At 59.9% G+C, this 16,122-nt stretch carries 16 protein-coding genes; 8 read left to right on the top strand and 8 right to left on the bottom strand.

From position 1 onward, the window contains the following. Positions 1 to 200: 200 nt before the first annotated feature. Positions 201 to 407: a tautomerase family protein gene (locus AC1ROI_RS16675; RefSeq protein ID WP_010467451.1), complete on the bottom strand. Its 207-nt coding sequence runs from the start codon at positions 405 to 407 to the stop codon at positions 201 to 203. 115 nt (positions 408 to 522) lie between these two features. Here AC1ROI_RS16675 and AC1ROI_RS16670 point away from each other — a divergent pair, with 115 nt between their 5' ends. The 3 genes from AC1ROI_RS16670 (at position 523) to AC1ROI_RS16660 (ending at position 2,875) form a co-directional block, all read left to right on the top strand. Beyond that, a complete protein-coding gene (locus tag AC1ROI_RS16670; protein WP_010467449.1) occupies positions 523 to 1,434 on the top strand; it encodes a LysR family transcriptional regulator in 912 nt (303 codons plus the stop codon). A gap of 140 nt (positions 1,435 to 1,574) precedes the next feature. After that, the gene (aroQ, locus tag AC1ROI_RS16665; protein WP_077749419.1) at positions 1,575 to 2,015 is read left to right on the top strand and encodes a type II 3-dehydroquinate dehydratase; all 441 of its coding nucleotides are present in this window, start codon (positions 1,575 to 1,577) and stop codon (positions 2,013 to 2,015) included. A 5-nt stretch (positions 2,016 to 2,020) separates the two neighbouring features. Beyond that, on the top strand, positions 2,021 to 2,875 hold the full coding sequence (locus AC1ROI_RS16660) for a shikimate dehydrogenase (RefSeq protein WP_102593923.1): 855 nt from the start codon (positions 2,021 to 2,023) through the stop codon (positions 2,873 to 2,875). 71 nt (positions 2,876 to 2,946) lie between these two features. Here AC1ROI_RS16660 and AC1ROI_RS16655 read toward each other — a convergent pair whose 3' ends face one another. Then, positions 2,947 to 3,624 carry a TetR/AcrR family transcriptional regulator gene (locus tag AC1ROI_RS16655; RefSeq protein ID WP_042932539.1) on the bottom strand — a complete coding sequence of 226 codons (678 nt, stop codon included), beginning with the start codon at positions 3,622 to 3,624 and terminating at the stop codon, positions 2,947 to 2,949. 102 nt (positions 3,625 to 3,726) lie between these two features. Then, positions 3,727 to 5,628: a 3-dehydroshikimate dehydratase QuiC gene (quiC, locus tag AC1ROI_RS16650; RefSeq protein ID WP_102593924.1), complete on the bottom strand. Its 1,902-nt coding sequence runs from the start codon at positions 5,626 to 5,628 to the stop codon at positions 3,727 to 3,729. 386 nt (positions 5,629 to 6,014) lie between these two features. Here quiC and AC1ROI_RS16645 point away from each other — a divergent pair, with 386 nt between their 5' ends. Further along, entirely contained in the window at positions 6,015 to 7,316 is a 1,302-nt protein-coding gene (locus tag AC1ROI_RS16645) for an MFS transporter (protein ID WP_010467439.1), read from the top strand. A 49-nt stretch (positions 7,317 to 7,365) separates the two neighbouring features. On the opposite strand, the gene AC1ROI_RS16640 is transcribed toward AC1ROI_RS16645, so the two are convergent. After that, positions 7,366 to 8,244 (bottom strand): DMT family transporter, encoded by an 879-nt coding sequence (locus tag AC1ROI_RS16640; protein ID WP_010467437.1) that lies wholly within the window; start codon positions 8,242 to 8,244, stop codon positions 7,366 to 7,368. 227 nt (positions 8,245 to 8,471) lie between these two features. Beyond that, entirely contained in the window at positions 8,472 to 9,248 is a 777-nt protein-coding gene (locus tag AC1ROI_RS16635; protein ID WP_010467435.1) for an IclR family transcriptional regulator, read from the bottom strand. Positions 9,249 to 9,501: 253 nt separating this feature from the next. Here AC1ROI_RS16635 and ypfJ point away from each other — a divergent pair, with 253 nt between their 5' ends. Both ypfJ and AC1ROI_RS16625 read left to right on the top strand, forming a co-directional pair. Further along, on the top strand, positions 9,502 to 10,395 hold the full coding sequence (gene ypfJ, locus AC1ROI_RS16630; RefSeq protein WP_077749423.1) for a KPN_02809 family neutral zinc metallopeptidase: 894 nt from the start codon (positions 9,502 to 9,504) through the stop codon (positions 10,393 to 10,395). Beyond that, a complete protein-coding gene (locus AC1ROI_RS16625) occupies positions 10,396 to 11,355 on the top strand; it encodes an alpha/beta fold hydrolase (protein ID WP_102593926.1) in 960 nt (319 codons plus the stop codon). It abuts the gene before it with no gap. A gap of 98 nt (positions 11,356 to 11,453) precedes the next feature. Here the strand turns inward: AC1ROI_RS16625 and AC1ROI_RS16620 are convergent, their stop codons facing one another. From AC1ROI_RS16620 to AC1ROI_RS16610, 3 genes are all read right to left on the bottom strand, one after another. Further along, on the bottom strand, positions 11,454 to 12,047 hold the full coding sequence (locus AC1ROI_RS16620) for an HAD family hydrolase (protein WP_010467429.1): 594 nt from the start codon (positions 12,045 to 12,047) through the stop codon (positions 11,454 to 11,456). Further along, positions 12,044 to 12,913 carry an acyl-CoA thioesterase II gene (gene tesB / locus AC1ROI_RS16615; RefSeq protein ID WP_010467428.1) on the bottom strand — a complete coding sequence of 290 codons (870 nt, stop codon included), beginning with the start codon at positions 12,911 to 12,913 and terminating at the stop codon, positions 12,044 to 12,046. The genes AC1ROI_RS16620 and tesB overlap by 4 nt, the downstream gene beginning before the upstream one ends. Before the next feature lie 103 nt (positions 12,914 to 13,016). Further along, positions 13,017 to 13,586, bottom strand: a complete 570-nt coding sequence (locus AC1ROI_RS16610; protein WP_010467427.1) for a GNAT family N-acetyltransferase — start codon at positions 13,584 to 13,586, stop codon at positions 13,017 to 13,019. Between the two features lie 73 nt (positions 13,587 to 13,659). Here AC1ROI_RS16610 and AC1ROI_RS16605 point away from each other — a divergent pair, with 73 nt between their 5' ends. Together AC1ROI_RS16605 and AC1ROI_RS16600 are read left to right on the top strand one after the other, a co-directional pair. After that, the gene (locus tag AC1ROI_RS16605; RefSeq protein WP_010467425.1) at positions 13,660 to 14,580 is read left to right on the top strand and encodes a histone deacetylase family protein; all 921 of its coding nucleotides are present in this window, start codon (positions 13,660 to 13,662) and stop codon (positions 14,578 to 14,580) included. 282 nt (positions 14,581 to 14,862) lie between these two features. Continuing rightward, a complete protein-coding gene (locus AC1ROI_RS16600; RefSeq protein WP_177426696.1) occupies positions 14,863 to 16,104 on the top strand; it encodes a TIGR03862 family flavoprotein in 1,242 nt (413 codons plus the stop codon). Positions 16,105 to 16,122: the final 18 nt, after the last annotated feature.

The raw sequence follows: 16,122 nt of genomic DNA, 5'->3' as shown, positions 1-16,122 counted from the left end.
CGTTAGGTTAAGGAATCCGAAGACCCGACATTCCCTGGAAAACCGACAATTGGCGCGACGCCAAATCGCCTTTACGCCTCTGAGACTAGCGCCAAGCCTCGCCTTGGACCGGTGGATAACGGCGCAAAATAGTAAGCAATCCTTTCGCCGCGCCCACAAAAAAGCCGTCACGAGGACGGCTCTGCGGGCGTGTAACACCCTCATCCCGGCAGGTTTTTTCGATACTCGGTGGTGGTCATGCCGGCATAACCCCAGTTATCGGTGTCGACTTCTTCGATCACGATGTGGGTCAATTTCGGATCCTTGCCGAGGACTCGCTCCAAGGTGTCGGTAATCTCGGCGATGACTTGGGCTTTCTGCTCCCGGGTGACGCCGTCACGGGTAATACGCACGCTGACGAAAGGCATGATGCTGCTCCTGGCCGGTTATCAAAGAAGACGCCGGTCAAGTAAAGCACCGCCGGGCCGATTTCATCTACAGTGGCGAAATCCAGTCCCTCATTGACCCCCGGTGTCATCCATCATGCAGCGAGTATTCGACGATCTTCAGCTGGGCAGCATCGAACTGTTTTGCCTCGCCGCCGAGGCCGGCAGCTTTACGGCGGCCGCGTTGGTGGCGGGTGTCACACCGGCCGCCGTGAGTCGATCGGTGTCGCGCATGGAAGAACGTCTGGGCGTGCGGCTGTTTGCGCGCACCACCCGCAGCGTCAAGCTGACCGACAGTGGTCGGCGCTATTACGAAGAATGTCGTCAGGCCCTGGCGCAGTTGGTGGAGGCTCAGCGCGAGGTCATGGGCCAGCAACAGCAACCGTCCGGGACACTGCGCATCAGTATTCCCACGACGTATGCGCACCATCGGATCTTGCCGTTGTTGCCGGCATTTCGGGCGCGTTTTCCAGACGTGAAAGTCGAATCGCACATCAGCAATCGCAACATCGATTTCGTTGGCGAAGGCTATGACATGGCGATCCGCGTGCGGGCGATTCCGGATTCCGGGCTCATCGCCCGGCACCTTGAGGACGCCGCCCTGGTGATGATTGCCAGCCCCGATTACCTGAAGCGCGCGGGCACCCCGCAAAGCCTGGACGACCTTGCGCAGCACGAATGCATTCAATACGAATTGCCCAGCAGCGGTCGGCGCATTGCCTGGCTGTTCAACGACGACGGCGTCCCGCGGGAGATTCTTGCCGAGGGCAGCCTCAGTTGTTCTGACGACGTACTCGGCGGCGTGACCCTGGCCAAACACGGGGCGGGGCTTTTTCAAACCTACCGCTTCATCGTTGAAAACGAACTGGCCGATGGCTCATTGGTGGAAGTGCTCAAGCCGTATGGCGGACGCTCGCGCCCCTTCACCCTGCTCTATCCACAGACCCGTCATATGCCGCTTAGACTGCGGGCATTTATCGATTTCCTGGTCGAGCATCTGCCGCGATAAGTCGTGCGACTGTCCGATCACCGCACACAAAACCTCACTGAAACCGCTCTTCAATTGACCGAACTAACCAGCTAGTACAATTTATCTCCACAGGCTGATCACCTCAGCCCATTCCAAAAATAATATGTGGAGAGACTTCGATGTCCCCTATCGTTCTGGTGCTCAACGGCCCGAATCTGAACCTGCTTGGCACCCGCGAACCGGCGACTTATGGTCACGAAACCCTGGCCGATATCTCTGCCCTGTGCGGACGCGCCGCCGAAGAATTCGGCTTGGCAGTGGAGTTTCGCCAAACCAACCATGAAGGCGAATTGCTCGACTGGATTCACGCGGCCCGTGGCCGTTGCGCCGGGATTGTCATCAACCCGGCGGCCTGGACGCACACGTCAGTCGCGATCCGCGATGCCTTGGTCGCCAGCGAATTGCCGGTGGTCGAAGTTCACCTGTCCAACGTTCACGCCCGCGAACCCTTCCGGCATCACTCCTTCGTTTCCGCCATTGCCACAGCGGTGATGGCCGGTTTCGGCAGCCATGGTTATCGCCTGGCGCTGGATTACTTCAGTCAACGTTTGAAGGGGTAAGCACCGTGACTCAGAACAACGCGGTACTGGCCGGGCTGATCGGCGCCGGCATCCAGGCTTCCCGTACTCCGGCACTGCACGAGCATGAAGGTGATGCCCAGGGTTTGCGTTATCTGTATCGCTTGATCGACCTCGATCAGTTGAAACTCGACAGCAGCGCCCTGCCCGATCTGTTGATGGCCGCCGAACGCATGAACTTCACCGGCCTGAATATCACCTTCCCGTGCAAGCAGGCGATCATCCCGTTGCTCGACGAATTGTCGCCGGAAGCTCGCGGCATCGGGGCGGTGAACACGGTCGTGCTGAAGGACGGCAAGCGCATCGGCCACAACACCGATTGCCTCGGTTTTGCCGAGGGTTTTCGCCGGGGCTTGAAGGACGTTGCCCGCGAGCGTGTGGTCCAGATGGGCGCTGGCGGGGCCGGGGCGGCAGTGGCCCACGCGCTGTTGAGCGAAGGCGTACAGCTACTGAGTATTTTCGATGTGGAGATCAGCCGTGCGCAGTCCTTGGCGAACAATCTCAATCAACACTTCGGCGCTGGCCGGGCCGTGGCGGGGCATGATTTGCCGAGCACGCTGGGCCAGGCGGATGGGTTAGTGAACACCACGCCCATGGGCATGAAGAAACTACCGGGCATGCCGGTTCCGGTGGAGTTGCTTCGGGCTGAGTTGTGGGTGGCGGAGATTGTTTATTTTCCGCTGGAAACCGAGTTGCTACGCAATGCCCGCGCCTTGGGTTGCCGAACGCTGGATGGCGGCAACATGGCGGTGTTTCAGGCGGTGAAGGCGTTTGAGTTGTTCAGTGGCGTGGTGCCGGATGCGCAGCGGATGTTGGCGCATTTTCAGAGCATGAATGGCTAAGGTTGAAAGTATGAGGGCTGCATCGCAGCCCAACGGGGCGATGCGGCGTTCCGACGCCCCCTCGCCACAGGTCAGGCCTGCAGGTATCGCAAAACCGACTCGCAAATCATTTCCCGATGACGCTGCTTGATGCTTTCGTCCGGCAAGTCGATCTGAAAAATCTCACCGAAGGTATGGCGGTTGGACACGCGATAAAAGCAAAACGAGCTGATCAGCAGATGCACATCCAGCGGCTCAAGCCCTGAACGGAACACGCCCTCTTCAGCCCCGCGACGCAAAATCACGCCCAGGGAATCGAGGATGGTGTTGTTCATCGCCTTGATCGCATCGGAACGCTTCACGTATTCCGCGTTGTGAATGTTCTCGATGCTGACGATGCGCACGAAATCGACGTTGCGATCATGGTGGTCGAAGGTGAATTCCACCAGTCGCCGAATCGCCTCCACCGGCGCCAGTTCGGCCAGGTGCAGATGGTTTTCCGTGTTGCGGATGTCGCCGTAGAGTTTCTCCAGCACCTCGACGTACAGCTGTTCCTTACTGCCGAAGTAGTAATAAATCATGCGTTTGGAGGTGTGGATGCGCTCGGCGATGGCATCGACGCGAGCACCGGAAAGCCCTTGCTGGACGAATTCGACAATCGCCTCTTGAAGGATGTTCTCGCGGGTCTTTTCCGGGTTGTTCTTGCGACTCTTGCGCGGCCCGGCAATCGGTTCGGCGGGCACTGCGGAGAGTTCTGAAGTTATCGTCATTGCGGGCTCACGGCCATCACTGCACAGGCTGGCGATTATGGGCCGCACCGCCCAGTGAAGGAAGCCGCGCGGCAGCGGTTTGTCGCCGTGTTTACGATTTTCCTACAACTTTGCCAGACGTACAGCACCACTTCGGGATTTGGCCATGGCCGCCAGGCGCACCGCCACATTGGCCGCACCATAACCGGCGTAGCCATTTTTGCGCTGGATGATTTCAAAGAAGAACCGCCCTTCGAACGGCTCCGTGTACACATGGAACAGCTCGCCGCCCTGGGCATCGCGGTCATAAAGAACGTTGAAATACGCCAGTTCACTGAGGAATTCGTCGTCGAAATCGAACCGTGCAGCGAGGTCATCGTAATAGTTGAGCGGAATATCCAGCAGCGGCACGCCCGCCTCTTTGGCACGACTGACTTCGGCAAAGATGTCATCGCAATCAAACGCGATGTGATGCACGCCGGAGCCGCGATAACTCGACAGCGCGTGTGAGATCGCGGTGTTGCGGTTTTCGGAAATGTTCAGCGGCAGGCGAATCGAACTGTCACGACTGCGCAACGCTCGACTTTTCACCAAACCGTAAGGATCGGGCAGCACCACTTCGTCATCGGCTTCGAAATCCAGCAGGCTCTTATAGAACAGCACCCAACTGTCGAGACTGTCGGCCGGCAATGCCATCGCCATGTGGTCGATGCGTTTGAGGCCACCACCGGCCACGGCAGCCGGTTGCAGATGGAAATCAGTGCCGTAGACATCGGCGTCCTGATCCACCAGATAAATCAGGCTGCCATCCGGTGCGCGCACGGCAGCGAGCTCAAGTTCATTGGGACCGACCAGTCCGCGATACGGTTGCCCCTTGTAAGCCACGGCCCGAGCGAGCGCACTGGCGCTGTCCTTGACCCGCACGGCGGTGGCGCACAACGACGGACCGTGCGCTTCGAAAAAACTGTGGGCAAACGAGTAAGGCTCGGAATTGAGGATCAGGTTGATGTCACCTTGACGCAGCAGGCTCACGCTCTTGGAGCGATGCTGCCCGGCCTTGACGAAACCCAGTCGCTCCAGCCAATGGGAAAGCTTGGCGCCAAGGCTTTCGTCCACAGCGAATTCGAGAAACTCGATGCCGTTGTATTCGCTGGCCTTGGGCGTCTCGAACAGAATGTCGAGGCTGACCGCCGGTGTCGTTTCCTGTGCCAGACGCTGACGGGTTTTCTCCTCCAGATACAGCAACGAACGCAAACCGTCGGCGGCATTGGCCCGAGGCGGTGCGGCGCGAAAACCGTCGTTGAAGATTTCCAGCGACAGCGGCCCGGTGTACCCACTCTTGATGATCGGAGCCAGGAAGCCCGGCAAATCGAATTCGCCCTGACCCGGGAAGCAGCGAAAATGCCGGCTCCACTCGAGCACGTCCATCGCCAGAATCGGTGCGTCGGCCATTTGTACGAAGAAAATTTTATCGCCAGGGATCTCGGCGATCGAACTCGGATCACCCTTGAGCGACAGCGTGTGAAAGCTGTCCAGCAGCACACCGAGGCTTGGGTGATCGGCCTGACGGACGATGTTCCACACCTGTTGCCAGGTGTTCACATGCCGGCCCCAGGCCAGCGCTTCGTAGCCGATCCGCAACCCGCGTGCGCCGGCGCGTTCGGCCAGCAGGCGCAAGTCGTCGATGAGGATATTTTCATCACCGATGGAATCGGCGGACGCGTTGCTGCACACCAGCACCAGGTCGGTGCCCAGTTCCTGCATCAGGTCGAACTTGCGCTCGGCCCGTTCCAGATTGCGATGCAAACGGTCGCGGCGGCAGCCTTCAAAGTCCCGAAAGGGTTGAAACAGTGTGATCGCGATCCCGAGATCGGCGCACATCTGCTTGATTTCCCGCGGGCTGCCGTCGTAATAGAGAAGGTCGTTTTCGAAGATCTCCACACCGTCGAACCCGGCGGCGGCAATGGCTTCGAGTTTTTCCGGCAGGGTACCGCTCAAGGAAACGGTGGCAATGGAACGCTGCATATTTCGGCTCCCGGTGGTGGAGACAATCTTATTAAAGGCGTCGCACCCTTTTTGCAGGAGCGAAGCTTGCTCGCGAAGGCGATCTTGAGGACGCCATCGCCGGCAAGCCTGGCTCCTACAGGGATCGCGTTTCTCTTGGGGGAATTATTGGCTTGGCGGTCGAACACAGCAATTTAAAGTGTACTACCCAGTTAGTTTTGCGTGCGATTATCGAACACAATGGCCCTTGGCGAATTGACGATTTTTCGTCCACTGCCCAACATCGACGACACATTGAGCCCGGTCACACACATCGGTCTCGATGACCAAAGACTCAGAACACCACATAAAAATAATCGGTGGCCTACATGACTCCTTCTCAAAGCTCTCCCGTGGAGCGTTCCTCCATGACTCCTGCCAGCGGCGGTATCGGCGACAAGATTCGCGGCGCCATGGCGGTCGGCAAGACCCGTTGGGGCATGCTGGCACTGGTGTTTTTTGCCACCACGCTAAACTACATCGACCGCGCTGCACTGGGCGTCATGCAGCCTATCCTCGCCAAGGAAATGAGCTGGACGGCGATGGACTACGCCAACATCAACTTCTGGTTCCAGGTCGGCTACGCCATCGGTTTCGTGCTGCAAGGCCGGTTGATCGATCGGGTCGGCGTGAAGCGCGTGTTCTTCTGCGCAGTGTTGCTCTGGAGCCTGGCGACCGGCGCCCACGGCCTGGCCACGTCGGCGGTCGGCTTCATGGTCTGCCGGTTCATCCTCGGATTGACCGAAGCCGCCAACTACCCGGCTTGCGTGAAAACCACGCGCTTGTGGTTCCCGGCCGGCGAGCGCGCCGTGGCCACCGGCATCTTCAACGCCGGCACCAACGTCGGCGCAATGTTCACGCCGATGCTGCTGCCGCTGATCCTGCACGTGTGGGGCTGGCAAGCCGCGTTCCTGTGCATGGCGTCACTGGGCGGGATCTGGTTGCTGTTCTGGGGTTTGAAGTACTTCAACCCGGAAGACCATCCGAGCGTCAAACAATCGGAACTGGACTACATCCAGAAGGAAGTCGAGCCGGAGCAGACCCGTGTACCGTTCTCGAAAATCCTGCGCATGCGTGGCACCTGGGCCTTCGCCCTCGCCTACTCCATCACCGCACCGGTGTTCTGGTTCTACCTGTACTGGCTGCCGCCGTTTCTCAATCAGCAATACAACCTGGGGATCAACGTGACCCAGATGGGTATCCCGCTGATCATCATCTACCTGACTGCAGACTTCGGCAGCGTCGGCGGCGGGATCCTGTCCTCGCTCCTGATCGGCCGCGGCATGAATCCGATCAAGGCGCGCCTGTTGTCCATGTTCCTGTTCGCCTGCTGCATCGTCGGCGTAATCATGGCGGCGGGTTCGAGCAGTCTGTGGGTCGCGGTGTTCGCCATCTCTCTGGCCATCGGTGCGCACCAGGCCTGGACCGCCAACATCTGGAGCCTGGTGATGGACTACACGCCTAAACACATGATGAGTACGGTATTTGGCTTCGGCGGCATGTGCGCAGCCATCGGCGGTATGTTCATGACTCAGTTGGTCGGCCACATCCTGACGGTCACCAACAACAACTACACCGTGCTGTTCACCCTGATTCCGGCGATGTACTTCATTGCCCTGACCTGGATGTACTTCATGGCACCGCGCAAGATTCCTACTGTCACCGAGTAAAGTCCCCTCCCTTGGCAGGCCTGGTTCCAGGCCTGCCTGTTTGATTTTCCTACCGACGACTCTGTTGCCACGCCGCCGCCAACCCGCTGCAGCAAATCACCGCGATCCCGATCACTGTGGTCAGGGTCGGTGTGTGGGAGAACAGCAGCCAGCCCAGCAAACCGGCAAAGACGATCTGGCAGTAACCGAACGGCGCCAACAACGCGGGCGCGGCGTGGCGGAAGGCCTGAGTCAGAAACAAATGCGCGGTCATCCCGCAGGTCCCCAGCGCCACCATCATGAAACCATGCCCCAGTGTCGGCACTTGCCAGAAGAACGGCACCAGCGCGCTCATCACCAGGGTGTTGCACAAGCCGGCGAAGAAGTTGCTGGTGGTCGGGCTGTCGATGTTGCTGAGCTTGCGAGTGAGCAACTGATAAAAGCAGAAAAACAGCGCCGAACAGAGCGGCAGCAACACCGCCGGCGTGAACAGATCGCCACCGGGGTGGACGATGATCAATACGCCGACAAACCCGCAAATCACCGCGATCCATTGGCCACGTGTCACGCGCTCCCCCAACAGCGGCACCGAGAGCGCAGTCACCAGAACCGGCGCAAGAAAGTTGACCGCCGTCGCTTCAGCCAACGGGATGTACTGCAGGCCGGTGGTAAAAAACAAACTGGTGCCCAACAGGCACAACGCCCTCACCAACTGCAGCATCGGTCGTTTGGTCCGTAGGACGCGCAACCCGGACTGTGGCAGAAAAATCCCGGCCATCAACAAGGTGTGCACCACATAACGAGCCCAGACCACCATCACGATCGGATAGAAGCCCGAGAGGTATTTCGAAAAAGCGTCATGGCTGGAAAACAGGAAAGTGGCGACGACAATCAGCAAAATCCCTTTGAAGGGCTGGTTAACGCCGGAGAGCGGAGTGCTGGCGGTCATGGGTTTCCCTTGAGAAGTGAAACGTGTCTCGGGCGGCGAGTTCCAATAATTTAGAACCTGGTTCCAGATTCCAACACAAGCTTCAGCCGAAAGTGTTCGAATACCGCACAGTTTCACGATCAATAAAAATCAACCGTGGGAGTGAGCCTGCTCGCGATGGCGGACTGACATTCAACATTTGAGCTATTTGAAAGTTCACTTTCGCGAGCAAGCTCGCTCCCCATAAATTAGCTGAACAACTCCGACGCCAGACTCGCCGCCGCCAATTCCTCGGTATACCTCAACAACAGCGGCGCCAATTCATGCAACCGCGCACCCGGCATCCGCGCACTCGGTCCGGCGATGCTCAGCACACCGATCACACGACCCTCGCTCGGATGCCGCACCACCGCCGCGATCGCCGAGGTGCCCACCGCCGAGCTTTCCTCGACCCAGGCATAGCCCTGTTCCCGCGCCAGACGCAGACGTTCGAGCAGTTCAATGTTGGAACGCGGAGCATTCGGCCCGAGGTCTTTTGGCTGCTCGCCGCCCTGGCGCTCAACCAGCGACAACGCTTCGGCATCGCTCATGCACGCCAGCCACGCATGGCCCGACGCGGTATAAAACAACGGCGCATCGCGGCCCATTTCCGGGTCGTAGCGCAGGCCGGAACGGGCCCCCTGGGACTTGGCAATCCAGATCTGCCGCTCACCTTCAATCACCCCCAGACGCACCAACTCCCCGGTGTCCTGGGCCAGGCGATCCAGCACTGGCTGAACGATATCGGCGCCGCTGCCCGACAAATAACGAAACCCCATCGCCACCAGTTTGGTGGACAAGTGATACCGCAGGTTCTCCGGATTCTGCCGCACATAACCCAACCTGATCAGTTCCGCGAGCAGGCGGTGAGTTGCGCTTTTCGGGATGTCCAGTTGCTCCGCGAGCATCTGCATCGGCAGACCGCGAGGGTCACTGGTGAGGCTTTCGAGCACATTGAAGACACGTTCGATCTGACTGCCGGCCATGGGAGGTTCCACCTACAATTTGCCTGATTCTAGAAGATGAACCCTGTAATGCGAAATCTGGAACCCGATGCTCGACAGACCCGCGGGTCGCCCGTTCGATAAAAATCCGCGCCCTGACGGAATTCAATGGGTGATCCATGTTCCTACAGTCAGCGATTCTTCCGGCCAGTGAACGAAATGCCGGACAGCCGGACTGGCGCCGCCCCCCCACACCAGCAACACTCATCACCACGGACAATCAGAGGATTCCCACATGCTATGGAAAAAAGGCCGACGCAGCGACAACGTGGTCGACGCCCGTGGTGATGATGCCGGCAGCGGTGGCGGTGGGATGCGTTTTGGTGGCGGCAAAGGCCTGAGCCTGACCGCGATCATCCTGATTGTGGGGATCGGCTGGCTCACCGGCCAGGACCCGATGCAAATCCTCGGGCAACTGACCGGACAAATGACCGAGCAATCGGCACCGGCCACCAACCAGAGCCGCAAGGCGCCGCCGGCCAATGATGAAGGCGCCGAATTCGTGCGCTCGATCCTCGGCGATACCGAAGACACCTGGGGCCAGATTTTCCAGCAGGCCGGTCGGCAGTATAAAAACCCGACGCTGGTGCTGTTCAGCAACCGGGTTAATTCGGCCTGTGGTCTGGCGACATCGGCGACCGGACCGTTCTATTGCCCGGCCGACCAGAAGGTCTACCTGGACATGGCTTTTTTCCAGGAAATGTCGCAACGCTTTTCCGCGGCCGGTGACTTCGCCCAGGCCTACGTGATCGCTCATGAAGTCGGACACCACGTTCAGACATTGCTCGGCGTTTCCGCGAAAATTCAGACAGCTCGCCAGCAAGGCCGGCAGATGGAAGGTGATGGCGGCTTGTTGGTGCGTCAGGAGTTGCAGGCCGATTGCCTGGCCGGTGTCTGGGCCAACAATGCGCAGCAGCGTCTGAACTGGCTGGAACCGGGTGACATCGAAGAAGCCTTGAACGCGGCCAACGCCATCGGCGATGACCGTTTGCAACAACAGGGGCAGGGTCGGGTGGTACCGGACTCGTTTACCCATGGCACATCAGCGCAAAGGGTGCGCTGGTTCAAAACCGGATTTGCGCAAGGCCAGGTGGGCCAGTGCGATACCTTTGCGGCGAAAAACCTTTAAATGAATAAGTGGTTGTTGATGTTGTTGTTCACCTGCGCGAGCACCCAGGCTGCGGAGCATGGCGTCAAAGAGCTCAGCCCCGGGCGGTTGTTGTTGAAAGAAGGTGAGATGGCGGTGAGCCTCGGCCCGGCGCCCGCGAAAATCGAACGCGTGCTGATCATCATCCATGGTCGTCTGCGCAACGCTGAAACCTATCGCCAAAGCGCCGAGCGCGCAGCGGAACTGGCCGGGCAAAGTGCAAGCACCCTGGTGATCGCGCCGCAATTCCTCAACGAAACCGACATCGCACTTCATCCTGTGGCAGACACGGTGTTGCGCTGGCAGGGCAATGACTGGATGGCAGGAGGTTTATCCACCGCTCCTTTTGCGCTGAGTTCCTTTGCAGCCCTCGATCAAATCATCGAGCGAGTCGGCGACCATCGACAGTTTCCGGACGTGAAGCAAATCATCCTCGCCGGCCACTCCGGTGGCGCTCAGGTGGTGCAGCGGTATGCGTTGCTAGCCCGCGAGCAACCGGCCTTGACGGCCGCCGGCGTGAAGCTTCGCTACGTGGTCGCCAACCCTTCGTCCTATGCGTATTTCAATGAGCAGCGGCCAGTGGCGTTCAACCATGCGGCGTGCCCCGGTTTCAATCGCTGGAAATACGGGCTGACGGATTTACCGGTATATGCCAGTGGGCAAACGGCACCACAGATTGAAGGAAATTACGTCAAACGGGACGTGACTTATCTGCTCGGGCAGCAAGACACCGACCCGCAGCATCCGGCGCTGGACAAAGGTTGCGAGGCCGAAGCCCAAGGTGCTTATCGTCTGGTTCGCGGGAAGAATTTTTTCAATTACCTGCTGCGTCGTAATCCGAAAGGGGTGAATCAGCGGCTGGTTGAAGTGCCAGGGGTCGGGCATAACGGGGATGGGATGCTTACGTCACCGGAGGGGCAGAAGGTATTGTTTGGTCAGTGAGTTTGTATGGCCTGATCAGACGTCTTCGCGGGCAAGCCTCGCTCCTCCAAGGGCAGCGCGCCCCACTGTAGGAGCGAGGCTTGCCAGCGAAGGAGCCCTCAAGCCGAAAGCATCTCCCGCAACACCGCACAATCCGCCGCATGCCAATCCGTCAGCTCCGGCCAAGGGTTATCCGGCAGATTCACCAACACCGTCCGCGCCCCCGCCGCTCGGCCGCAATCCAGATCAAAGCGGTAATCACCGACCATCACCATCTCGCTCGCCGGCACGTGCCAGGCCTCGGCCAGTTTCAATAAACCACCGGGATGCGGTTTAGGTGGTGCTTCATCACGCCCCAGCACATCCTCCACGGCAAAACAGTCAGCCAGGCCGATCGCTTCCAGGGTTACGTGCGCCAGCTCCCGGGCATTGCGCGTGAGAATGCCAAGACGATAACCGCGCCCGGCCAACTCCCGCACCAGCTCCACCGCACCCGGCGCCGGTTTCGAACCCAGCGCCAAGTCCCGTTCGTGCTCCAGCAGCCAAGCATGCTTGGCGGCCGCTTCATCGGCCGGCAGCGCCGCGAGGTGGGTCAGGATGTCGTCTTCGGCGGGAATCGCCAACGCCACGCGGATCGCCGCGAAGTCATGCACGGCCACCGTCAGGGTGCCGTCCATGTCGAACACCCAGTGCCGCACCTCGGCCAGGCTCATGCCCAATCCTTGCGATGACGGATCAAGCCTTCCTGAGTCACCGAAGCCACCAGTTGCCCGGCACGATTGAACACGCTGCCGCGGGTGAAACCACGGGAATTGCCGGCCCAGGGGCTGTCCATCGCGTACAGCAACCAGTCATCGGCGCGCAGGTCCGCATGGAACCACAGCGCGTGATCGAGGCTGGCCACTTGCATGTCTTTCTGCCAGACCGATTTGCCATGGGGCTGCATCGAGGTGGTCAGCAGACCGAAGTCCGAGGCATAGGCCAGCAGGTATTTGTGCAACGCCGGAGAGTCGGCCAAAGCACCGTCGGCGCGAAACCAGACGTACTTGACCGGATCTGACGGTTGCGGGTTGTAGGGATCTTTCTCGGTGATCGGTCGGAATTCGATCGGCTTGGGGCACAGAAATTTCTCGCGCATGTGCTCAGGGATCAGGTGCGCACGCTGCTGGGTGAGTTCCAGTTCCGAGGGCAGGTTTTCCGGGCCGACCACGGTCGGCATCTCGGCCTGATGCTCGAAGCCTTTTTCGTCGTACTGGAACGAGGCGCTGCAGGTAAAGATCGGGTTGCCTTTCTGGATCGCCGTCACCCGACGCGTGCTGAAACTGCCGCCATCACGCACCCGGTCAACCTGATACACCACAGGCAACGCGGAATCGCCCGGGCGCAGGAAATAACCGTGCATCGAATGCACATGGCGCGCTTCTTCGACTGTCTGACTGGCCGCCGACAACGACTGACCGATCACCTGACCGCCGAACAACTGACGAAAACCCAGGTCCTGACTGCGGCCACGAAACAGGTTTTCTTCGATCGGTTCCAGGGTCAGCAAATCGACCAGATCATCCAACACTTGGCTCATTCAGACTCTCCTCACACAAAGCTTGCCGCGCAGTCTTGGCTGCGGCGGTCGATTCAGTTTATGGCCAGGGCCCATGGCAGCCATTGTAAACGTCCGTGACTGCTTATCCATGCAAGGTTTGCAGCCATTGTTCACGGGAGATGCGATACAGCACATGGTGACGCAGGGGATGATCAGCCGCGAGCTTGGGATGGTCAAAGTCATCGGCTGAATCATGGTGCATGCCGATCGCCTGCATGACTTTTTCCGAAGGCAGGTTGTCTTTGGCGGTAAACGACACGACTTCTTGCAGCGCCAACCGATCAAAGCCGCAGCGCAGAGCGGTCCACGCCGCCTCACTGGCATAACCCAAGCCCCAATGCTCGCGCGCCAGGCGCCAGCCGATTTCGGTCGCCGGGGTGAACGGCGCATCGAAACCAACCACACCGAGGCCGGTGAAACCGATGAATGCCCCGGTGTCCTTGCGCTCCAGCGCCCAGAGACCAAAGCCATGTTCGGCAAAATGCCCGCGAATCCGTCCGATCAGCGACGCACTTTCCAGACGACTTAAAGGCGCCGGAAAATATCGCATCACCTGTGGATCGGCGCACATCGCCGCAAACTCCGGCAAATCCTCATCGCGCCACTGCCGCAACAGCAGTCGTGCGCTCTCGAGTTCCAGTATCGGCTCCATCTTTCCTCCCCTTTCCATGCCGCAAGTCTACAACGCTGGTAGGATCCTTCACTCATTCCTACCTGAATTCGTTATGCCGCTGCCGCTGATCTACCACGAAGACTACAGCCCCGAATTCCCGGCGGATCACCGCTTCCCCATGGACAAATTTCGCCTGCTGCGCGATCACTTGGTGGACAGCGGCCTGACCCGGGACGCCGACCTGCTGCGCCCGGAGCTCTGCCCCCCGGAGATTCTCGCCCTCGCCCATGACGCTGCCTATATCGAACGCTACATGAGCGGCGAGTTGTCCCGCGAAGACCAGCGGCGCCTCGGCCTGCCCTGGAGCGAAGCGCTGGCCCGACGCACCGTGCGGGCGGTCGGCGGATCGTTGCTTGCGGCAGAACAGGCGCTGGAACATGGGCTGGCCTGTCATTTGGCCGGAGGCACCCATCACGCGCATTACGACTATCCGGCGGGTTTCTGCATCTTCAATGACCTGGCGGTGATCAGCCATTTCCTGCTGGAAAGCGGCCGTGTGAATCGGGTGCTGATCTTCGATTGCGACGTGCACCAGGGCGACGGGACTGCACGGATTCTGCACAACACCCCGGAGGCGGTGACTGTTTCCCTGCACTGCGAAAAGAATTTTCCTGCACGCAAGGCTGAAAGCGACTGGGACATCCCGCTGCCAAAAGGCATGGGCGATGCCGATTACCTGAAGGTGGTGGATGACGCGCTGAATTATTTGCTACCGCTCTACCAACCGGATCTGGTGTTGTATGACGCCGGCGTCGACGTGCACAAGGACGACGCCCTCGGTTACCTGAAGCTGACCGACGAAGGCGTGGCCGCTCGCGATGAAAGCGTGATGCGCCACTGCCTGGGTCGGGATATTCCGGTGGTAGGAGTGATTGGCGGCGGCTACAGCAAGGACCGCCAGGCCCTGGCGCGCCGCCACGGCATCCTGCATCACAGCGCGCAACGGGTCTGGCAGTCATCAGGGTGTCATTGAGGTGTGAGTCTTTACCCACAATGCCTGTGGAACTGCCTGTGGATAACCTGAGTGAAAGGGTCTGCAGGCCATGCTTCATATAGCATGCAGAGCGCTGGTTGTTTTTTGATCACTATTTTATGAACACCCCGGAACCAATGTGGGAGCGAGCCTGCTCGCGATGAGGCCATCACATCCAACATCGATTTTGACTGACCCACCGCCATCGCGAGCAGGCTCACTCCCACAGGGATCTGTGCTGATAGAATGCCCGGCTTATTCCGCCGAACCGCAGCGCACTCCATGACCCAGCCCTCGACCTCCTCCCCTTCTCACGTCGCCATCATCGGCGGCGGCCCCGCCGGTCTGATGGCCGCCGAAGTGCTGAGCCAGGCCGGGATCAAGGTCGACCTGTACGACGGCATGCCGTCGGTGGGGCGAAAATTCCTGCTGGCCGGTGTCGGCGGCATGAACATCACCCATTCCGAAGCCTACCCGGCGTTTCTCTCGCGCTATGCCGAACGCGCGCCGCAGATTGCCCCGCTGCTTCGCTCATTCGGCGCTGATGCGTTGTGCCAGTGGATTCATGACCTGGGCATCGAAACCTTCGTCGGCAGCTCCGGCCGGGTGTTTCCGACCGACATGAAAGCGGCCCCCCTGTTGCGCGCCTGGCTCAAGCGTCTGCGCGAGGCCGGCGTCGTTATCCACACCCGCCACCGCTGGCTCGGCTGGGATGATCACGGTGGGTTACGCATCGACAGCCCCGATGGCGAAACCATCATCAAGCCCGACGCCACCTTGCTGGCCCTCGGCGGAGGCAGCTGGTCACGCCTTGGTTCGGACGGCGCGTGGATGCTGCCATTGGAGCAGCGAGGCGTAGGACTGATGCCGTTGCAACCGAGCAATTGCGGCTTCGAGGTGCAGGCCTGGAGCGAGTTGATGGTCAGCAAATTTGCTGGCGCTCCGCTGAAGAACATCGCCATCGGTCTCAATGACGACGTGCCGCGCTTGGGCGAATGCGTGATCACCTCGACCGGGATCGAAGGCAGCTTGATCTACGCCCTCTCGGCACCGATTCGCGAGGCCATCAATCAGCACGGCTCCGCCACCGTTCATCTTGACCTGTTGCCGGGCCGGCCTGTGGATAAAGTTCAGGCGGCGCTGAGCAAACCCCGTGGCTCCCGCTCCATGTCCAAACACCTGCACAGCCAGCTCGGGATCGATGGGGTGAAAGCGGCGTTGCTACGCGAACTCACACCGGCCGAAAGCTTTGCTGATCCGGCGTTGCTGGCCAGGGCGATCAAGGCGTTGCCCCTGATGCTGGTTAAAACCCGTCCACTGGACGAGGCCATCAGCAGCGCCGGAGGCGTGATGTTCGAGTCGATGGATGAACGGCTGATGCTCAAGCAATTGCCTGGGGTGTTCTGCGCGGGGGAAATGCTCGATTGGGAAGCACCGACCGGTGGCTATCTGCTGACCGCGTGTTTCGCCAGTGGGCGTGCGGCGGGGTTGGGGATGGTGGAGTGGTTGAAGCGCAAGGCTTGAAGACCGAGTCGTGCCCAT

It is taken from the genome of Pseudomonas sp. GW823-FHT02C02, assembly GCF_058797635.1.
This window is presented reverse-complemented; position numbering and strand designations above follow the sequence as displayed.